General features: G+C 62.6%; 16 protein-coding genes and 1 riboswitch. Of the genes, 11 read left to right on the plus strand and 5 right to left on the minus strand.

All coding sequences use genetic code 11. From position 1 onward, the window contains the following. Positions 1-37 precede the first annotated feature (37 nt). Positions 38-1,540: a tetratricopeptide repeat protein gene (locus CLU90_RS20080; protein WP_100428785.1), complete on the plus strand. Its 1,503-nt coding sequence runs from the start codon at positions 38-40 to the stop codon at positions 1,538-1,540. 11 nt (positions 1,541-1,551) lie between these two features. Here the strand turns inward: CLU90_RS20080 and dapF are convergent, their stop codons facing one another. The 3 genes from dapF to CLU90_RS20095 are packed head-to-tail and all read right to left on the minus strand — an operon-like array spanning position 1,552 to position 4,168. Continuing rightward, positions 1,552-2,415 (minus strand): diaminopimelate epimerase, encoded by an 864-nt coding sequence (gene dapF, locus CLU90_RS20085; protein ID WP_092713562.1) that lies wholly within the window; start codon positions 2,413-2,415, stop codon positions 1,552-1,554. 11 nt (positions 2,416-2,426) lie between these two features. Next, positions 2,427-3,302 (minus strand): LpxL/LpxP family acyltransferase, encoded by an 876-nt coding sequence (locus tag CLU90_RS20090; protein WP_092713564.1) that lies wholly within the window; start codon positions 3,300-3,302, stop codon positions 2,427-2,429. Further along, a complete protein-coding gene (locus tag CLU90_RS20095; RefSeq protein WP_092713566.1) occupies positions 3,299-4,168 on the minus strand; it encodes a lysophospholipid acyltransferase family protein in 870 nt (289 codons plus the stop codon). Before CLU90_RS20095 ends, CLU90_RS20090 begins: the two co-directional genes overlap by 4 nt. 188 nt (positions 4,169-4,356) lie before the next feature. Between CLU90_RS20095 and metK the strand changes: the two genes are divergently transcribed. From metK to metF, 4 genes are all read left to right on the plus strand, one after another. Further along, a complete protein-coding gene (gene metK / locus CLU90_RS20100) occupies positions 4,357-5,523 on the plus strand; it encodes a methionine adenosyltransferase (protein WP_092713568.1) in 1,167 nt (388 codons plus the stop codon). Between the two features lie 123 nt (positions 5,524-5,646). Then, positions 5,647-5,715, plus strand: a riboswitch (S-adenosyl-L-homocysteine riboswitch). A 24-nt stretch (positions 5,716-5,739) separates the two neighbouring features. Then, positions 5,740-7,164, plus strand: coding sequence for an adenosylhomocysteinase (gene ahcY / locus CLU90_RS20105; RefSeq protein ID WP_092713571.1), 1,425 nt, complete (start codon positions 5,740-5,742; stop codon positions 7,162-7,164). Between the two features lie 188 nt (positions 7,165-7,352). After that, positions 7,353-7,709 (plus strand): phage holin family protein, encoded by a 357-nt coding sequence (locus CLU90_RS20110; RefSeq protein ID WP_092713573.1) that lies wholly within the window; start codon positions 7,353-7,355, stop codon positions 7,707-7,709. Then, a complete protein-coding gene (gene metF, locus CLU90_RS20115; protein WP_092713575.1) occupies positions 7,696-8,526 on the plus strand; it encodes a methylenetetrahydrofolate reductase [NAD(P)H] in 831 nt (276 codons plus the stop codon). Before CLU90_RS20110 ends, metF begins: the two co-directional genes overlap by 14 nt. Before the next feature lie 14 nt (positions 8,527-8,540). On the opposite strand, the gene CLU90_RS20120 is transcribed toward metF, so the two are convergent. Continuing rightward, positions 8,541-9,068 carry a 5-formyltetrahydrofolate cyclo-ligase gene (locus CLU90_RS20120; protein WP_100428786.1) on the minus strand — a complete coding sequence of 176 codons (528 nt, stop codon included), beginning with the start codon at positions 9,066-9,068 and terminating at the stop codon, positions 8,541-8,543. 104 nt (positions 9,069-9,172) lie between these two features. On the opposite strand from CLU90_RS20120, the gene CLU90_RS20125 reads away from it, so the two are divergent. Genes CLU90_RS20125 through CLU90_RS20140 form a run of 4 tightly spaced genes read left to right on the plus strand, consistent with a single transcriptional unit; the run spans position 9,173 to position 13,722 of the window. Next, positions 9,173-11,161, plus strand: coding sequence for a lytic transglycosylase domain-containing protein (locus CLU90_RS20125; protein WP_100428787.1), 1,989 nt, complete (start codon positions 9,173-9,175; stop codon positions 11,159-11,161). Between the two features lie 12 nt (positions 11,162-11,173). Continuing rightward, positions 11,174-11,890: a glutathione S-transferase family protein gene (locus CLU90_RS20130; RefSeq protein ID WP_100428788.1), complete on the plus strand. Its 717-nt coding sequence runs from the start codon at positions 11,174-11,176 to the stop codon at positions 11,888-11,890. 12 nt (positions 11,891-11,902) lie between these two features. After that, on the plus strand, positions 11,903-13,015 hold the full coding sequence (locus CLU90_RS20135; RefSeq protein ID WP_100428789.1) for a multifunctional CCA tRNA nucleotidyl transferase/2'3'-cyclic phosphodiesterase/2'nucleotidase/phosphatase: 1,113 nt from the start codon (positions 11,903-11,905) through the stop codon (positions 13,013-13,015). Continuing rightward, positions 13,012-13,722: a GNAT family N-acetyltransferase gene (locus CLU90_RS20140; RefSeq protein WP_092713585.1), complete on the plus strand. Its 711-nt coding sequence runs from the start codon at positions 13,012-13,014 to the stop codon at positions 13,720-13,722. Before CLU90_RS20135 ends, CLU90_RS20140 begins: the two co-directional genes overlap by 4 nt. On the opposite strand, the gene CLU90_RS20145 is transcribed toward CLU90_RS20140, so the two are convergent. After that, positions 13,714-14,244: an Lrp/AsnC family transcriptional regulator gene (locus CLU90_RS20145; RefSeq protein WP_092713587.1), complete on the minus strand. Its 531-nt coding sequence runs from the start codon at positions 14,242-14,244 to the stop codon at positions 13,714-13,716. The two genes, CLU90_RS20140 and CLU90_RS20145, sit on opposite strands and share 9 nt — an antisense overlap. Positions 14,245-14,369: 125 nt before the next feature. Between CLU90_RS20145 and hppD the strand changes: the two genes are divergently transcribed. Then, positions 14,370-15,497 carry a 4-hydroxyphenylpyruvate dioxygenase gene (gene hppD, locus CLU90_RS20150; RefSeq protein WP_070313026.1) on the plus strand — a complete coding sequence of 376 codons (1,128 nt, stop codon included), beginning with the start codon at positions 14,370-14,372 and terminating at the stop codon, positions 15,495-15,497. 298 nt (positions 15,498-15,795) lie between these two features. Then, entirely contained in the window at positions 15,796-19,392 is a 3,597-nt protein-coding gene (locus tag CLU90_RS20155; protein WP_100428790.1) for an indolepyruvate ferredoxin oxidoreductase family protein, read from the plus strand. Positions 19,393-19,486: the final 94 nt, after the last annotated feature.

Consider the following 19,486-nt stretch of genomic DNA (forward strand, 5'->3'; position numbering starts at 1 on the left):
ACCATTATTAGAATCATTGACTCAATATCGAGAATCGATGGCAAATCGCGAAACATTAGGATTGATCAAGGGCGCACGTGCTGGCGATGTCGCTTGCCAGCTGGCGTTGGGACGGGTGTATCTGTTTGGGCAGGGTGTGCCGCAAAGCTTGCCGACCGCCTTGCACTGGCTGGCGCGGGCGGCCCAGGAGGATAGCGAGGAAGCGTGTTTGCTGATAGGCATGCACGTGCCTTTCGAAGTGGCGCAACCGGCGGCCAAGGCGCTGATTCCCTATTACGCGCAGGCCTTCGATACCGGCCTCGTGCAGGCAGGGCTGGTGCTGGCGCAACTGGTGCTGGCCAATGCCGCCAGCAGCAGTGAAGCCTTGCGCGCCAAGGCGCGCGTGGCGCTGGACGCCGCCGTGCGCGCCGGCTTGCCCGATGCGCAATGGTTGCTCTCCATGCACGAAGGATCGCTTGCAGCGTCCGGGCCGGACAAGGGCCTTGCTGTCGAGCCCGTTTTCGATGGCGACGCGCCGCTGCACGCCTGGCTGGAGCAGGCTTGGAACCAGGGCAATCATGCGGGCTTTTTGTCGCAAGGCCTGCCGCTGGCGCGTGAGTTGCTTCAGCGCCAGGCGGCGGCTGGCGCGCGCACGATCGCCCTCGACGCGCAGCAGGTGCTGTTGCTGTCGCGTTGCGCCCAGGCATTGGCGCCCGGCGGCGATGCGGAAGGCTGGCAGTGCTGCGAACTGGCCGCGCATGGTGGCGACCGCACGGCGCAGCTGGAGCTGGGGCTCGGCTATGCGCGCATGGATGCGCACGGCCAGCGCCAGGCCACGCGCAATGGCGCGGCCAATTTCAAGCGTGCCGTGCGCTGGCTGACGCAGGCGGGCGAGCAGGGACTGGCTGAAGCCTGGTTCGTGCTGTCGCGTATCTATACAAAACCGGAATTTTCCCAGCGCAATGTGGTGGAAGCCCATTTCTGCCTGGAGCGTGCCGCCGACCTGGGGCATGGCCCGGCCCAGCTCGAGTGCGGCATGCATGCGTGGCGTAACCGCCGCGACGGCGTCAACAACGATGTGCGGGCCGCGTACTGGCTGCTGCAGGCGCAGGCGCAAGGCAGCCGTGAAGCGGAAGCGGCGCTGGCGAAAATCGCGCCGCGAGGCGAGCCCGGCGACTGGGGCCAGGGTGCCGCCATGCACGCGGATGGGCATTTGCGCCAGCTGAGTCAGAGCCACCCTCTGCTGGCGGCGCGCCTGGAACTGGCGCGCTGCTTTCATCTGTCGCGTGCCGAGGCGCTGCTGCTCGACATCCATGCGGCCGACCAAGGGCATTGTTTGCTGATCGATATCAGCGCCACGCATGGACGCGGCAAGCGGCGCCTCGTGCTGATCCGCACGGCGCTGGAGCGTCAGTTGCTCGACCAGGTGGTGCGCCTGTTCGAGCGCGTCGATTGCGGCATCGATGGTCCGGAAGGCAATTACCGGCAGCGCCTGTACCGCCTGAAGTGCTATCTGGCCGAGCTCGATGCCGCGCAGGAACAGCAGTTCCTGGCGGCATGATGCAGCGTTGATTACAGCTCGATCGTGCCTTCGAACACGGTCACGGCCGGGCCCGTCATCAGGACGGGGTGGCCGGGGCCCTGCCAGGCGATCGACAGCTCGCCGCCGCGCGCGCTGATGTGCACCGGGGAATCGAGCAAGCCGCGACGGATGCCGGCCACGGCGGCCGCGCAGGCGCCCGTGCCGCACGCCAGGGTTTCGCCCGCGCCCCGTTCGAACACGCGCAGTTTCACGTGCTGGCGGTTGACGACCTGCATGTAGCCGGCGTTGACCCGGCGTGGGAAACGCGGATGGTGCTCGATCAGCGGGCCCGATCGTTCCAGGTCTTGCGCGTCGACATCGTCGACCACTTGCACGGCGTGCGGATTGCCCATCGACACGACGGACACCAGCACGGGAGCCGCGTGGCCCGGCAGTGCCAGGTCCAGCGGCCACAACAGATCGGTGCCTTGCTCCACACCGGCGAGGCCCGCCGCATCGAACGGCACCAGCGCCGGCTCGAGCACGGGCGCGCCCATGTCGACCGTGATGCTGCCGTCGAGTTCCAGGCGCGGCGCGATGACGCCGGCCATGGTTTCCACGCGGATGCTCGCCTTGCTTGACAATCCTTTTTCGCTGACGAACTTGACGAAGGCGCGCGCGCCGTTGCCACATTGCTCGACTTCGCCGCCATCGTTGTTATAGATGCGGTAGCGGAAGTCGCAGCCGGGCAGGCGCGGTTTTTCCACCACGAGGATCTGGTCGGCGCCGATGCCGAAACGGCGGTCGGCCAAACGCTGCCACTGGGCCGGCGTGAAATCGATATTCTGGTTGATGGCGTCGATGACGATGAAGTCATTGCCGGCGCCATGCATTTTCGTAAAGTGGAGTTTCATGTTCTGCCGTATCACTGGTGCTGGTTATAGAACGACGCTTCGCCTTCCGGACGCGTCTTGAAGCGTTTATGGGTCCAGAAATACTCGGCCGGCGCTTCGCGCACGCGCTCCTCGATGAACTCGTTCATGCGGCGCGTGGCGGCCGTGATGTCGTCGCCCGGATAATCGTCCCACGCCGGATAGTATGTCACTTGCCAGCCCTGGTAGTTGGGCAGGAAGGTGGCGATGACGGGAATCACCTGCGCCTTGGCGGCCAGCGCCAGGCGCGCCGTGGCCGTCAGGGTGGCGGCGGGCACGCCGAAGAAGGGCACGAATTCCGCATCCTTCTCGCCGAAATCCATGTCCGGCAGCATGAAGTACGGCAAGCCGTCGCGCAGCGCGCGCAAAATCGTCTTGATGCCGTCCTGGCGCGTAAACAGCTTGGGCGGCTTGAAGCGGGAACGGCCGTTGCGCAAGGCCTGGTCGAAGGCGGCATTCTTTTGCTGCACGTACATCGACGAAGCGGAAATTTCCATGGCCGTGGCGGCGCCCGCCACGTCGAGGCAGACGAAATGCGGACACAGCAAAATCGTGGGCTTGGCCGCGATCTGCTGGCCCGGGAAGGCCGGCACTTTTTTGATCAGGCGGTTCAGGCGCGCTTCCGACGACCACCACAGGATGCTGCGCTCCCACACGCTGCGTGAATACGCCTGGAAATGCTGGCGCGCCAGCGCCACGCGCTGGGCTTCCGTCAGTTCCGGCATGCACAGGCGCAGATTCGTCAGGGCGATTCTGCGCCGCGTGGGCATGGCGATGAACAGCACGCTGCCGACGGCCACGCCGAAGCGGCCGAGGATGGGTAAGGGCAGCCAGTGCAGCAGCCACATGAAGGCGATCAGCAGTCTCATGCCGGCTCCTTGGCGGCATCGGCGCCGGCGGATGTCGGCGGCGGTGCGCCGCGCGGCACTTTATAGCGGTTGTAGCTCCACAAATATTGCGCGGGGCTGCGCGCGATCAATTGCTCCATGGCCGCATTGATGGTGCGCGCCTGCTCGGCCGAAGTGCTGTCGAGCGACTCGGTAAACGGCACGAAATGCACGACGTAGCCGCGCCCGCCAGGCAGGCGTTCCGCGTAGGTGATGATGACTTCGGCGCCGCCCATCTGCGCCAGCTTGGCGGGCAGGGTCATGGTGTAGGCGGGACGGCCGAAGAAATCGGCCCACACGCCTTCACCCTCTTGCGGCACCTGGTCGGGCAGCAGGCCGATCGGTTGTCCCTTTTTCAGGCATTTGGCAAAGATGCGCACGCCCGACATGTTCGCTGGCGCCAGCATCAGGTTTTCGCGCGCGCGCGCTCCTTCGATCAGCGGTTTGAGGGCGGCGCGCTTGGGCGGGCGGTACATCACGGTGAGCGGCGTGCGCAGCGCGATCTGCTGGGCGACGATTTCAAAGCAGCCCAGGTGCGGTGTCAGGAAGACAATACCGCGGCCATGCTGCAGCGCTTTTTCCACCAGTTCCCAGTTTTCCACCGTTGCATGGCGCGCCACGCGCTCGGCCGGCGCGCACCAGATGAAGGGCAACTCCAGCACGCTCTTGCCCGCTTCGGCCACGGCCGTGTGCAAGTGTTGCGAAAACCCCGCACCTTGCATGTTCTCGCGCATGCGGCGGCGGTAGGACGGCGAAATGGCGTAAATCACCCAGCCGAGCACAGCGCCCAGGCCATGCAGGACGGGCAGGGGAAAGATCGATAAGAAGCGGAAAATTGGGACTAACATGTATAAGCGGTTTCCAGGAATGGCGTGTTGCCGTGCCAAAATTTTTTAAGAAGCGTAAAATACCACGTATGCAGTAACCGCTGAGTTAATAGACAACTTGCGATGCGGAATATAAATCTCGCTAAAGCGTCGCAGGCAAAATCCTCTTTACTGCGACAGAACATTCACATAGTAAACAGGAGCTTGCAATGTCAAACGACTATCTCTTCACTTCCGAATCCGTTTCGGAAGGCCATCCCGACAAGGTTGCCGATCAAATTTCCGACGCCATCCTTGACGCCATCCTGACCCAGGATCCAGCCGCCCGCGTGGCTGCCGAAACCCTGTGCAACACGGGTCTGGTGGTGCTGGCTGGCGAGATTACCACCCACGCCAATGTGGATTATATTCAAGTTGCGCGCGAAACCATCAAACGCATCGGCTACGACAACACGGAATACGGCATCGACTACAAGGGTTGCGCCGTGCTGGTGGCCTACGACAAGCAGTCGCCGGACATCGCGCAAGGCGTCGATGAAGGTGCGGGTATTGACCTGGATCAAGGCGCTGGCGACCAGGGCCTGATGTTCGGCTACGCTTGCGATGAAACGGCCGAGCTGATGCCTGCCGCCATCCACTACGCGCACCGCCTGGTCGAGCGCCAGTCGCAGCTGCGCAAGGATGGCCGTTTGCCATGGCTGCGTCCGGATGCGAAATCGCAAGTGACCCTGCGCTACGTCGATGGCCGCCCCGTCGGCGTGCACACGGTCGTGCTGTCGACCCAGCATGCGCCGGAAATCTCGCATTCGCAGATCGAAGAAGCCGTCATCGAAGAAATCATCAAGCCCATCCTGCCGCGCGAATGGCTGACCGAGACCAAATTCCTCGTCAACCCGACGGGCCGTTTCGTCATCGGCGGTCCGCAAGGCGATTGCGGCTTGACCGGCCGCAAGATCATCGTCGACACCTACGGCGGCGCAGCCCCGCACGGCGGCGGCGCGTTCTCGGGCAAGGACCCGTCGAAAGTCGACCGTTCGGCAGCCTATGCGGCCCGTTACGTGGCGAAAAACATCGTCGCGGCCGGTCTGGCGCGCCAATGCCAGGTGCAGGTCAGCTACGCCATCGGCGTGGCCAAGCCGATCAACATCACCGTCTACACGGAAGGCACGGGCGTGATTCCGGATACGGAAATCGCCAAGCTGGTGCTGGCGCACTTCGACTTGCGTCCAAAAGGCATCGTGCAAATGCTCGACCTGCTGCGCCCGATCTACCAGAAGAGCGCCGCCTACGGTCATTTCGGCCGCGAAGAGCCGGAATTCACGTGGGAGCGTACGGACAAGGTCGCCCTGCTGCGCGACGCCGCCGGCCTGAAGTAATCTAGTTCGACTTGCAAGAAAAGCGCCCCGGCCTGCTGGCTGCGGGCGCTTTTTTTATGTGTTGTTACATGGCAATGTATGGCGAACAAGCTGGCGCACCGGCCTTGACAATGTTAAAATCCCCCGTCCGAGGAGCGTTGCGACGAAGAAATTCGCCAGGCTCGGAATATCCTGCAACCGCGCTCACGTACCTTTTTCAACTGAAAGGAGGGCGTGATGAACGCCGTACTCAAATCGCAACACGACTACACCATCGCCGATATCACCTTGGCCGCATGGGGCGACAAAGAAATCAAGATTGCTGAAACGGAAATGCCTGGCCTGATGGCCATCCGCGAAGAATTCGCGGCAGCGCAGCCTCTGAAAGGCGCGCGCATCACCGGTTCCATCCACATGACCATCCAGACCGCCGTGCTGATCCAGACCCTGGAAGCACTGGGCGCGCAAGTGCGTTGGGCATCGTGCAACATTTACTCGACGCAAGACCACGCCGCCGCCGCCATCGCTGCGGCCGGTACGCCTGTGTTCGCCGTCAAGGGCGAGTCCTTGGACGACTACTGGGAATACACGCACCGCATCTTCGAATGGCCGAACGTGGACGGCAAGGCTGTCTACTCGAACATGATCCTCGACGATGGCGGCGACGCTACCCTGCTGCTGCACCTGGGCGTGCGCGCGGAAACCGACCTGTCGGTGCTGGCCAATCCGGGTTCGGACGAAGAAATCTGCCTGTTCAATTCGATCAAGAAACACTTGCTGGCCGATCCGACCTGGTATTCGAAGCGTCTGCCGGAAATCCTGGGCGTGACCGAAGAAACGACGACCGGCGTGCACCGTCTGTATCAGATGCACAAGGAAGGCAAGCTGGCTTTCCCTGCGATCAACGTGAACGATTCCGTCACGAAATCGAAGTTCGACAACCTGTATGGCTGCCGCGAATCCTTGGTCGACGGCATCAAGCGCGCCACCGACGTGATGATCGCCGGCAAAGTGGCCGTCATCGCCGGTTACGGTGATGTCGGCAAGGGTTCGGCCCAAGCCATGCGCGCCCTGTCGGCGCAAGTGTGGGTGACGGAAGTCGATCCGATCTGCGCACTGCAGGCGGCGATGGAAGGCTACCGCGTGGTGACCATGGATTACGCCTGCGAACACGGCGACATCTTTGTCACTTGCACGGGCAACTATCACATCCTCACGCACGATCACCTGACGCGCATGAAAGACCAGGCCATCGTCTGCAACATTGGTCACTTCGACAATGAAATCGACGTCGCTTCGCTGAAGCAATACGAGTGGGAAAACATCAAGCCGCAAGTCGACCACATCATCTTCCCGTCGGGCCGCCGCATCATCCTGCTGGCCGAAGGCCGCCTGGTCAACCTCGGTTGCGGCACGGGCCACCCGTCGTACGTGATGAGCTCGTCGTTCGCCAACCAGACGATCGCCCAGATCGAACTGTACGCAAACACGGCCAACTACCCGGTCGGCGTGTACACCCTGCCTAAACACCTGGACGAAAAAGTCGCCCGTTTGCAACTCAAAAAGTTGAATGCGCAGCTGACGGAACTGACGCAAGAGCAAGCCGACTACATCGGCGTGCGCACGGAAGGTCCATACAAGCCAGAGCACTACCGCTATTAAGATGGTTGCCTCATGAACCTACTGCGCGGCGCGGGGCGCAGCCGGCGATGCTCGCTGTACCTTCGTACAGCTGCGCTTCTCGGCCACGCCGCGCATCCGCTCGCTACGGTTCCTGAGGCAACAAGACTGATCGGTATATCTTTTGTGCCGGCTATTGCCGGCCTGACTTTCTTTGACAGGCTAGAGAAATGCGCTTGCTACTGATTTGGTTTATCAATGCGGCAGCCCTGTTTGCCGTCCCCTACCTGATGCATTCGGTGACGATGAGCAGCGGCTGGACCGCGCTGCTGGCCGCTGCCGTGCTGGGGCTGGTCAATGCGCTGATCCGTCCTTTGCTGATCTTGCTGACCCTGCCCGTGACGTTCTTGTCGCTGGGCCTGTTCATTCTGATCATCAACGGCTTCATGTTCTGGCTGGTGGCGCAAATAATCGATGGTTTCCATGTCGCCAGTTTCTGGTCGGCCGTGGGTGGTGCATTGCTGTACAGCGTCATTTCCTGGGCCCTGTCGACCTTACTTTTGAGTAATGACGATGGAAAAGCATAATTTCAGTATTGAGTTTTTCCCGCCGAAAACCCCGGAAGGGGCGGAAAAGCTGCGCGCCACGCGTGTCAAGTTGTCTGAGTTGCATCCAAAGTATTTCTCGGTGACCTTTGGCGCCGGCGGCACCACGCAGCAGGGTACCCTGGACACCGTACGCGAGATCCTGGCGGCCGGCGAACAGGCCGCACCGCATCTGTCTTGCGTCGGCGGTTCGCGCGAATCGATCCGCGCCGTGCTGGCCGACTTCAAGGCGGCCGGCGTGCAGCGTATCGTGGCTTTGCGCGGCGATTTGCCCAGCGGCTATGGCGCTTCGGGCGAGTTCCGTTACGCCAACGAGCTGGTGGAATTCATCCGCGCCGAGACGGGCGACCATTTCCATATCGAAGTGGCCGCCTATCCGGAAGTGCACCCGCAAGCCCGTTCGCCGCAGGACGACCTGAATGCGTTCGCGCGCAAGGTGCAGGCTGGCGCGAATGCCGCCATCACCCAGTACTTCTACAATGCCGACGCGTATTTCCAGTTTGTCGAGCAGACGCAGAAGATGGGCATCAACGTGCCCATCGTGGCCGGCATCATGCCGATCACGAACTACACGCAGCTGATGCGCTTTTCGGACATGTGCGGCGCGGAAATTCCACGCTGGGTGCGTCTGAAACTGGCCAGCTTCGGCGACGACAGCGCATCCATCAAGGCCTTCGGCCTCGACGTGGTGACGGGCTTGTGCGAACGCCTGCTGGAAGGCGGCGCGCCAGGTTTGCATTTCTATAGCATGAACCAGGCGGCCGCCACGACGGCCCTGTGGCAGCGCCTGGTGAAATAAACCGTCCTGACTCGTCAGTACAGATCGCCCTCGGTCACGACGTGATCGAGGGCGATGTCGTATTCGCCATTGGGAAAGCTGGCCGCCAGGCAGGCGTAGGCGATCCCGAGCGTGCGCGGACGCGGCGTGGCAGCCAGGGTACGGTCGTAATACCCGCCGCCATAGCCGAGCCGGAAGCGTTCCTCATTGAATCCCAGGCAGGGCACGAGCAGGGTGGCGGGCGCCGGACGCAGGCGCAAACGGGCCGGCACGGCCACGCCCATGCCATCCTTGACCATGGGCTCGCCCGGCGTCCAGGCGGAAAAGGCCAGCGGCGCATGCTTTTCCAGCACCACGGGCAGGCTTAATTGCACGCCGCGCGCGGCCAGTTGGGCATAGGCATCGTGCAAGTCCGGCTCGCCATGCAGGGGCCAGTACACGCCCAGTTCCTTGACGTTTTCCTGCGCGCACCAGTCCAGCAGGCGCTGCGCGATGGCCGCATCCCACCCCGCGCGCGTGGCGTCGGGCAGGGCGCGCCGGGCCGCCAGCAGGGCTTTGCGCAAGCCGGCTTTTTCCTGTGGCGCAATGGGTGGCCGTGTAGCCGGATCGCATGTTATTCTAGGGTCGCTATTCATATCACCATCAAGTTAAGATTGAGAGTCGTACATTGATTTCCCCACTGAAATGGATTGCCGGCACGATGCTGTGTGTTGCATCGGCCTTGTCTCCTCTGGCCGCCCTGGCCCAGGTTTCCACCACCATATCCCCAGCCGCTCCCGACACGCGCAGCGAGGACGATGCCTTCCTGCTGCTGCGCGACGCCGCGCGCAAGGATGACGTCGAAAAAGCCGACTTTTATGCGGGGCGCCTGACGAATTACCAGATTCCATCATATGTTGACTATTATCGGCTGAAACCGCGCATCAAACTGCTGACCGAGGCGCAATTTCGCGATTACCTGAACCGCTACAAGGGCAGCGCCATCGCCGACCGTTTCCGCAACGACTGGCTGCTGGAACTGGGCCGCAAGCGCGACTGGGTCGTGTTTGATGAGCAATATCCGCAATTCGCCCTCGACGACGATACCCAGCTCAAGTGCTACGCGCTGATGTCGCGCGCGGCCAAGGGCCAGAACGTGGCCGCCGAGGCGCGCAACCTGCTGGTGTCGCCGCCCGGCTATGGCGAAGCGTGTGGCAGCCTGATCGCGACATTGGCGCAAAACGGCCAGTTCGACACGAACGACCTGTGGGCGCAGATCCGCCTGGCGGGCCAGACCAACGCCACGGGCCCGGCGCGCCGCATCGCGCTGCTGCTGGGCGCCTCCGACGCGAAGATGGCGCAAGCGATCGACTTGCCGGCGCTGGTGCTGGCCAAGGGCGCGGGCGCCAGCCGTGCCGACCACGAGATGTATCTGGTGGCCGTTGGCCGCATGGCGAAAAGCACCTTGAAACTGGGCGTCGTCGCCTTGCAAAAGGCCAGTGCGCAGCTGACGGCGCAGGAACAGGCCATCGGCTGGGCCAGCCTGGCGCTGCAAGCGTCGTATGCGCTGGCGCCGGAAGCGTTCGAATATTGGCAAAAGACTAATGGTGCGCCGCTGACCCTGGAACAGATGCAATGGAAGGCGCGTATCGCCTTGCGCGAAGGTAACTGGCCTGTGGTGAAGTCCAGCATCCAGGCCATGCCGGCCTCCCTGCGCACCGATCCTACCTGGGTGTACTGGCTGGCGCGCGCGCAGCAGGCGGAAACGCCGGGCCGTCCGAACGCGCAGGCGGACGCCCTGTACCGCACGATCAGCGATCAATCGAATTTCTATGGTTTGCTGGCCAATGAAGAACTGGGCAACCACCTGGTGCTGCCGCCGCCGGGCCAGCCCATCACGCCGGCGGAAATCGCCGCCATGGCCGCCAATCCGGGTCTGCAGCGGGCCTTGAAATTTTTTAACATGCGCTTGCGCTTCGAAGGCACGCGCGAATGGAACTGGGAATTGCGTTCGATGACGGACCGCCAGCATCTGGCGGCCGCGGAATTTGCGCGCCAGAACAATGTGCTCGACCGCATGGTCAACACCTCGGACCGCACGCGCCTGGAAGTGGACTATACGCAGCGCTACCCGACGCCGCACGACGACGTCATGCACCCGGCCACGCAAACCCTGGGTCTCGACAAAGCCTGGGTGTATGGCCTGATCCGCCAGGAATCGCGCTTCATCATGGATGCCCAGTCGCACGTGGGCGCGTCCGGCCTGATGCAGGTGATGCCGTCGACGGCCCGTTATGTCGCCAAGAAGATCGGCCTCACCGATTTCGTCACGGAAACCTTAAGCGACGTGCGCACCAACGTCTTGCTGGGCACGAACTACCTGAACATGGTGCTTGGCGGCCTTGACGGTTCGCAAGTGCTGGCCAGCGCCGCCTACAACGCGGGACCGGGGCGCTTGCGCATCTGGCGCGCCACCATGACCCGTCCGCTGGAAGGCGCCGTCTTCGCTGAAACGATTCCATATACGGAAACGCGCGGCTACGTGAAAAACGTGATGGCCAACGCCACGTATTACGCGGCCCTGTTCGAGAAGAGCCCGCAGTCGCTGAAGGCGCGCCTGGGTACCGTGGGACCGAAAAACAGCGCTGTTTCTGCCGATTTGCCATCATCCAACTAAAGCTACCCGACCATGCAAACGACCATCCTTGATCCCAGCCTGACGCAAACCCTGGCCGCCGCCCGCGAGCCGGGCCTGACCCTCATCATTGGCAACAAGAATTACTCGTCGTGGTCGATGCGTCCATGGGTGGCCATGACGGCCTTCGGTATCCCGTTCCAGGAAGTGCGCGTGCTGCTCGACCAGGGCGACACGGCCACCAAAATTGCCGCGTATTCGGCCAGCGGCCGCGTGCCCGTGCTGCTGGCGGGCGAGATCACGATCTGGGACAGCCTGGCCATCTGCGAATACCTGGCCGAGCAGTTTCCCGATAAGCACATGTGGCCGCAAGACGTGGCCGCGCGCGCCATGGCGCGCTGTGTCTGCGCGGAAATGCATTCCGGTTTCACGGGCTTGCGCACGGACATGTCGATGAACATCAAGGCGAAATTGCCGGGCCGGGGCCGCACGGCCGCCGCGCAGGCCGACATCGGCCGCATCAGCGAAATCTGGGAAGAGTGTTTATCGCGCTTTGGCCACCACCAGTTCCTGTTTGGCGACTTTTCCATCGCCGACGCGTATTTCGCCCCCGTCGTCATGCGTTTCCGCACCTATGGCGTGAGCCTGGCGCCGGCGCTGAACGCGTATTGCGAGCGCGTGCAGGCGCACCCGGCCGTCGCCCGCTGGATCGCGGAAGCGCTGGCGGAAACGGAAACGGCGCCCAAGCACGACGCGGAACTGCCTGACTAAGAAAAGAGTGTTATGAAGATATACACGGTCGGTGGCGCGGTGCGCGACCAACTGCTGGGCCTGCCCGTGAAAGACCACGACCACGTCGTCGTCGGCGCCACGCCGGAAGACATGCTGCGCCGGGGCTTCCGGCCCGTCGGCAAGGATTTCCCCGTCTTCCTGCACCCGAAGACGCAGGAAGAGTACGCGCTGGCCCGCACGGAGCGCAAGACGGCCCCCGGCTACCGGGGCTTTGTCTTCCACACGGCGCCCGACGTCACCCTCGAAGAAGACCTGGTGCGCCGCGATCTGACCATCAACGCCATCGCGCAAGCCGAGGACGGCAGCCTGACGGACCCGTTCGGCGGCATCGAGGATATCCGGAACAAAATCTTCCGCCACGTTTCCGACGCGTTCGGCGAAGACCCCGTGCGCATCCTGCGCCTGGCCCGCTTTGCCGCCCGCTTCGATACTTTTACGGTGGCGCCCGCCACCATGGCCCTCATGCGTCAAATGGTGCTGGACGGCGAAGTCGACGCCCTGGTGGCCGAGCGCGTGTGGCAGGAAGTGGCCAAGGGGCTGATGGAGGCGCGTCCGTCGCGCATGCTGACGGTGCTGCAGGAATGCGGCGCGCTGGAACGCATCCTGCCGGAACTGACAGTCAACGAACATTTGCTGCAGGTGATCGATCATGCCGCCAGTGCCGGTCATGACCTGTGCGTGCGCTTTGCCGTGCTGATGCTGGCCGTGCCGCTTGGGCAGATCAACGCGCTCAGCGAGCGCCTGCGCGTGCCCAACGATTGCCGCGAGCTGGCCGTGATGGCGGCGCGCGAGCAGGTCGCCGTTGCCGGTGCGCTGGCCTTGAGCGCCGAGGAACTGGTGCGCTTGTGCGAACGCTGCGACGGACTGCGCAAGCCGCAGCGCTTCGTGCAGATGCTGGACGCCATCGCCTGCGACGTGCATGCCCAGGATACTGCGTTCCCGCAGTCGGCCTGGCTGCAAGCGATGCTGGCCGCCGTGCGCGGCGTCGATGCGGGCGCGCTGGCACAAGCTTGCGCACACGAACCGAAGCGCATTCCCGAGCTCATCCACGTGGCGCGGGTCGAGGCCGTCACGAATGCGATCAGCGGCACGGAGCTGCCATGACCCTGCCCAAATTATTCCAGAACCCGTTTCGCCGCTGGCTCAGCCGTAGCGGCGGGCGCCCGACCGTGCTCGTCAAGCAATTGCATGAGCGCGACCGGCGCCGCATGATGAAGCACTTCCTGTCGCTCGAGAAAAGCGACCGCCTGCTGCGCTTCGGCAGCGCCTTGCCCGATGAGCTCGTCGCCCAGTACGTGCACAAGATGGATTTTTCGCGCGACATGGTCTACGGCGTCTATAACAGCCTGTTCAAGCTGGTGGGCGTGGGGCATCTGGCGTTCGCGCCGAAGGACAAGTCGCCGGCGAAAAGCGTCGTGACGGACAAGGAGCAGGTGGCCGAGTTTGGCGTATCCGTGTCGAAATCCATGCGCGGCATGGGCGTGGGCTCGAAATTGTTCGAGCGGGCGGCAATTCACTGCCGTAACAACGACGTCGATACCCTGTACATGCATTGCTTGTCGTCCAACAAGACGATGATGCATATCGCCAAGAAGGCGGGCATGGAAATCCAGCGCGACTATGGCGAAGCCGATGCTTATTTGAAATTGTTGCCGCCGAATCCGGGCAGCATGCTGCAGGAAGCCGTGCAGGAGCAGTTCGCCATGTTCGACTACACGTTCAAGGCGAATGCGCGCGCCGCCAGCAAGTTGTTCGAGCGCTTGCCGGGCCGCAAGAAGAAGCCCGGGCCGCCGTCACCGCCGTCACAATAAGGGCAGGGCCGTCGTATCCTTGATGCGCTGCAAGGCAAAGCTCGATTTCACGTCCAGCACGGCCGGGTGGCGCAGCAGGGTCGCCATCATGAAGCGTGAAAAGTGCTCCATGTCTTCCACGTGCACGCGCAGCAGATAATCCATCTCGCCCGTCATCGCATAACAGGCCACCACTTCCGGCCATTGCGCCACCGCCACGGCGAAGTCGGCGCGCGGCGACGTGTTCGTCACCAGATTCGGCGCCAGTACTCTTGCCGTGCTGTGGGCATGGGCGGTGGCGTCGCTGTGCTTTTCCAGCCGCACGTTGACGTAGGCGAGCAAGCCCAGGCCGATCTTTTCCGGGTCCAGCAGGGCCACGTACTGGCGGATCACGCCCGCTTCTTCCAGCCGTTTGACGCGGCGCAAGCATGGCGACGGCGACAGGCTGACCTGCTCGGCCACGTCCTGATTCGACAGGCGGCCATCGGCCTGCAGGACGGAGAGGATCTTGCGATCCGTTTTATCCAGCGTAATTTTGCTCATGCTTCCTCCGGTGGTTCGTGTTTCACGCAATATTATTGCGCAAATCATGATTGTTCGGGAGATCTTTGGCATTTAATGCCCGTGACCCGCGCCTATACTGTGCGCTACTTCTTGGAGGAGACATCATGCAATTTCAGCCTTGGGATAACCCGATGGGTACCGATGGTTTCGAGTTCGTCGAGTATGCAGCACCAGACCCAAAAGCATTGGGCAAGCTGTTCGAGAACATGGGATTCACGGCCATCGCGCGCCACCGCCACAAGGATGTGACCCTGTACCGTCAGGGCGACATCAATTTCATCATCAATGCCGAACAAGATTCGTTCGCGCAGCGTTTTGCCCGCCATCACGGCCCGTCCGTGTGCGCCATCGCCATCCGTGTCGATGACGCCGCCTTCGTCTACCGCCGCGCGCTGGAACTGGGCGCCTGGGGTTTCGACAATAAAACGGGCCCGATGGAGCTGAACATTCCCGCCATCAAGGGCGTGGGCGATTCCTTGCTGTACTTCGTCGACCGCTGGCGCGGCAAGGGCGCCGACAAGCCGGACGCGGCCGCACCCGGCGGCATCGGCGACATCAGCATCTATGACGTCGATTTCGTCGCCATTCCCGGCGCCGTCGCCAACCCCGTTGGCCATGGCCTGACCTATATCGACCACCTGACGCACAATGTGCACCGTGGCCGCATGAAGGAATGGGCAAGCTTCTATGAAAACCTGTTCAACTTCCGCGAAGTGCGCTACTTCGACATCGAAGGCAAGCTGACGGGCCTCAAGTCGAAGGCCATGACTTCGCCGTGCGGCAAGATCCGCATCCCGATCAATGAATCGTCGGACGACAAGTCGCAGATCGCCGAATACCTGGACCAGTACCATGGCGAAGGCATCCAGCACATCGCCCTGGGCACGGACAATATCTACGCGTCCGTGCAAGGCATGCGCGATACGGGTATCGATTTCCAGGATACGATTGAAACCTACTATGAGCTGGTCAACCGCCGCCTGCCGAACCATGGCGAGCAACTGGAAGAACTGCGCCGCTTGCGCATCCTGATCGATGGCCACAGCACGGAAAACGAACGCGAACTGCTGCTGCAAATCTTCACGCAGACGGTAATCGGCCCGATCTTCTTCGAGATCATCCAGCGCAAGGGCGACCAGGGCTTCGGCGAAGGCAATTTCCGCGCCCTGTTCGAGTCGATCGAGCTGGACCAGATCAAGCGCGGCGTGCTGAAAGATACGAACGCGGCGTAAGCTGGTGGTGTTTGTCGGCTTACGCCGTTCCGGCTAAGCCGACCTACGGCTGGGGCCAGTAATGTAGGTCGGGTTAGCCAGGATGGCGTAAGCCGACATGCCCGCAAAAAGAAGCACTAAAAAGCAGCAAAAAGCACAAACACGGGAGTGCAGTGCAGCAAAGAACTGCGCGCCTTCCTGTGGTAGTCTACGACAAACAAGTCATTTTTCCGCACCGGCATTGCTCACAAAGCGCGGCCGGTACGTGTGAGTTCAACCGACTTTGCACGCGTAGCACAGAGAATAATGGAGACAAGTAATGAATGCAGCTATCAAGGGCTCGAGTCTTGAGCCGGGCGCGCACGCGTCCGAGATTTCCCTGAACGACAAATACACGCTCGAGCGTGGCCGCGCCTTCATGACGGGCACGCAAGCGCTGATCCGCCTGCCCATGCTGCAGCGCGAGCGCGACCTGAAGGCTGGCCTGAATACGGCCGGCTACATCACCGGCTACCGCGGTTCGCCTGTGACGTCCGTCGACATGACGGCGATCAAGGCAAAAAAATATCTCGATGAACACCATGTCAAATTCCATCCGGGCCTGAACGAAGACCTGGCCGCCACGGCCGTCTGGGGCACGCAGCAAACGAACTTGTTCGAAGACGCGAAATACGACGGCGTGTTCGGCATGTGGTACGGCAAGGGCCCCGGCGTCGACCGCTGCGGCGATGTGTTCAAGCACGCCAATAACGCCGGTTCCGCCAAGCACGGCGGCGTGCTGGTGCTGGCCGGCGACGACCATGCGGCCAAATCGTCGTCCACGGCGCACCAGTCCGACCATATCCTGAACGCCTGCGGCATTCCCGTGCTGTATCCGTCGTCGGTGCAGGAATACATCGACTACGGCTTGCATGCGTGGGCCATGAGCCGCTACACGGGCCTGTGGGTGTCGATGAAATGCGTGACCGACATCATCGAGTCGGGCGCCGCCGTCGACTTCGACCCGGACCGCGTGCAGATCACCTTGCCGACCGACTTCGAGATGCCGGCCGGTGGCTTGAACATCCGCTGGCCCGACACGGTGCTGGAACAAGAAGTACGCATGAACAGCTACAAATGGTATGCGGCGCTGGCCTATGCGCGTGCCAACAAGCTCAATAAAATCATCTGGGATAGCCCGAAGGCGCGCATCGGCATCATCACGGCCGGCAAATCGTACCTGGACACGCGCCAGGCGCTGGCCGACCTGGGCATCGACGAGCAGACGGCGTCCGACATCGGCATCCGCCTGTACAAGATCGGCATGACCTGGCCGCTGGAAGCGGACGGCGTGCATGAATTTGCCAAGGGCCTCGACGAAATCCTCGTGGTGGAAGAAAAGCGCCAGATCCTCGAATACGCGCTGAAGGAAGAACTGTACAACCTGAAGGATGGCGAGCGTCCGCGCGTGGTCGGCAAGTTCGACGACACGGGCGAATGGAGCAACCAGAAGGGCACCGGCCACGGCGACTGGCTGCTGCCGGCCACGTACGAGCTGAACCCGGCCATGATCGCGCGCGCCATTGCCAGCCGCATTTCGCGCTACTACGCGGGCCACCCCGTCGAGCAGCGCGTGAAGGAACGCATCGCCTACCTGGAAGCGAAGGAAAACGTCCTCAAGGCCATCAGCGTGAAGCCCGATCCGCAGAAAGACCGCACGCCGTTCTTCTGCTCCGGCTGCCCGCACAACAGTTCCACCAAAGTGCCGGAAGGCTCGCGCGCGCTGGCCGGCATCGGCTGCCACTACATGGTGCTCTGGATGGACCGCGAAACGTCGACGTTTACCCACATGGGCGCCGAAGGCGTCACCTGGGTGGGGCAGGCGCCGTTCACGAATGAAAAGCACGTGTTTACCAACCTGGGCGACGGCACGTATTTCCACTCGGGCATCCTGGCCATCCGCGCGGCCGTCTCGGCCAAGGTGAACATCACTTATAAAATCCTGTTCAACGATGCGGTGGCCATGACGGGCGGCCAGGAATTCGACGGTCCGCTATCGCCAGCCATTATCTCTCGCCAGATCGCCGCCGAAGGCGTCGGTCCCATCATCGTCGTCACCGACGAACCGGAAAAATACCCGGACGATTACGCCTGGGCGGAGGGCGTCACCGTGCGCCACCGTTCGGAACTGATGGACGTGCAGCGCGAACTGCGCGACATGCCGGGCGTGTCGGCCATGATCTACGACCAGACCTGCGCCTCGGAAAAACGCCGCCGCCGGAAACGCAATGAATACCCGGACCCGGCCAAGCGCGCCGTCATCAACGAAGCCGTCTGCGAAGGCTGCGGCGACTGCTCCGTGCAATCGAACTGCCTGTCGGTGGAACCGCTGGAAACGGAACTGGGACGCAAGCGCCAGATCAACCAGTCGTCCTGCAACAAGGATTTTTCGTGCACGACGGGTTTCTGCCCCAGTTTCGTGACGGTGGAAGGCGGCGGCTTGAAAAAGCCGAAAAAGGCTGCTGCCGCCGACAAGGATGCGCCAGCCGCGCCAGCCTTGCCGACGCCGCAGATTCCTTCGACGGCGGAGCCGTTCGGCATTTTAGTGACCGGCATCGGCGGCACGGGTGTCGTCACCGTCGGCCAGATCCTGGCCATGGCGGCCCACGTGGAAGGCAAGGGCTGTTCCGTGCTGGACATGAGCGGCCTGGCGCAAAAGGGCGGCCCCGTGATGTCGCACGTGCGCCTGGCGGACCGCCAGGAAGATATCCACTCGACGCGCGTCGGCACGGGTGCGGCCGATCTCGTGATCGGCTGCGACCTGATCGTCACGGCCAGCCGCGACGCCCTCTCGCGCATGGGAGAAGGCCGCAGCTGGGCCATGATCAACTCGACCAGCTCGTCGACGGCGGCCTTCGTGAAAAACCCGGACTGGCAATTCCCAGGGGCTTCCGCGCGCATGGAAATCGAAAAGGCCTGCGGCAGCGACCACGTGGACTTCATCGACGCGGGCCAGATCGCCACGGCGCTGATGGGCGACTCGATCGCGACGAACATGTTCATGCTCGGCTACGCCTGGCAAAAGGGCAGAGTGCCGCTGTCGGAAGCTGCCATCATGAAGGCCATCGACTTGAACAACGTCTCGGTGGCGTTCAACAAGGCGGCCTTCAACTGGGGCCGCGCCGGTGCGCATGACGCGGCCAGCCTGGTACGCATGACCACTCCCGCCAAGGTAGTGGAATTCAAGCGCATCGACACGCTCGACGACATCATCGAAAAACGGGTGGCCCTGCTGACGGCTTACCAGGACCGCGCGTATGCGCAGCAGTACATCGATTTCGTCGGCCAGGTGCGCGCCGCCGAAAGCGCCCTGAATGGCCCGCACCTGCGCCTGACGGAAGCCGTGGCCCGCTACTTCTACAAGCTGATGGCCTACAAGGACGAGTACGAAGTGGCGCGCCTGTACACGGACGGCGCCTTCCAGGCGAAGATCGCGTCCATGTTCGAAGGCGACATCAAGCTCAAGTTCCACCTGGCGCCGCCCATCATGGCGAAAACGGATGCCCAGGGCCATCTGATCAAGAAGGAATACGGCCCGTGGATGCTGAAGGCGTTCGGCGTGCTGGCCAAGTTCAAGGGCTTGCGCGGCACCGCGTTTGACGTGTTCGGCCATACGGCCGAGCGCAAGATGGAGCGCGCGCTGATTCTTGAGTACCGCGCGACGGTGGGCGGCTTGCTGCCAAAACTGACGACGGCCAAGCTGGCGCAAGCCGTGGCCATCGCCAGCATCCCGGAAGACATCCGCGGCTATGGCCACGTGAAGGAGCGGCATTTGAAGGCGGCGAAAGAGAAGGAAGCGAGTCTGCTGATCGCCTTCAACGCGCCGACGCCGCTGCCGCCCCTCGTGGCGGCGCCCGTGGCGGCCACCGTGGCGTGATGGGCTGAACTCCACGCTGTAGCAATGGCGCCTGCGGGCGCCATTTTTTTGTGTCAGAGAAAACAACGCTTGCCTGCAAAACGCATTATAATTT

Source organism: Janthinobacterium sp. 67 (assembly GCF_002797895.1).
Classification (GTDB): domain Bacteria; phylum Pseudomonadota; class Gammaproteobacteria; order Burkholderiales; family Burkholderiaceae_D; genus Janthinobacterium.

Coding starts and splice junctions, on each gene's coding strand:
- CLU90_RS20080 (WP_100428785.1), top strand. CDS start 38: ATGGCAAATCGCGAAACATTAGGATTGATCAAGGGCGCACGTGCTGGC.
- dapF (WP_092713562.1), bottom strand. CDS start 2,415: ATGAAACTCCACTTTACGAAAATGCATGGCGCCGGCAATGACTTCATC.
- CLU90_RS20090 (WP_092713564.1), bottom strand. CDS start 3,302: ATGAGACTGCTGATCGCCTTCATGTGGCTGCTGCACTGGCTGCCCTTA.
- CLU90_RS20095 (WP_092713566.1), bottom strand. CDS start 4,168: ATGTTAGTCCCAATTTTCCGCTTCTTATCGATCTTTCCCCTGCCCGTC.
- metK (WP_092713568.1), top strand. CDS start 4,357: ATGTCAAACGACTATCTCTTCACTTCCGAATCCGTTTCGGAAGGCCAT.
- ahcY (WP_092713571.1), top strand. CDS start 5,740: ATGAACGCCGTACTCAAATCGCAACACGACTACACCATCGCCGATATC.
- CLU90_RS20110 (WP_092713573.1), top strand. CDS start 7,353: ATGCGCTTGCTACTGATTTGGTTTATCAATGCGGCAGCCCTGTTTGCC.
- metF (WP_092713575.1), top strand. CDS start 7,696: ATGGAAAAGCATAATTTCAGTATTGAGTTTTTCCCGCCGAAAACCCCG.
- CLU90_RS20130 (WP_100428788.1), top strand. CDS start 11,174: ATGCAAACGACCATCCTTGATCCCAGCCTGACGCAAACCCTGGCCGCC.
- CLU90_RS20135 (WP_100428789.1), top strand. CDS start 11,903: ATGAAGATATACACGGTCGGTGGCGCGGTGCGCGACCAACTGCTGGGC.
- CLU90_RS20140 (WP_092713585.1), top strand. CDS start 13,012: ATGACCCTGCCCAAATTATTCCAGAACCCGTTTCGCCGCTGGCTCAGC.
- CLU90_RS20145 (WP_092713587.1), bottom strand. CDS start 14,244: ATGAGCAAAATTACGCTGGATAAAACGGATCGCAAGATCCTCTCCGTC.
- hppD (WP_070313026.1), top strand. CDS start 14,370: ATGCAATTTCAGCCTTGGGATAACCCGATGGGTACCGATGGTTTCGAG.
- CLU90_RS20155 (WP_100428790.1), top strand. CDS start 15,796: ATGAATGCAGCTATCAAGGGCTCGAGTCTTGAGCCGGGCGCGCACGCG.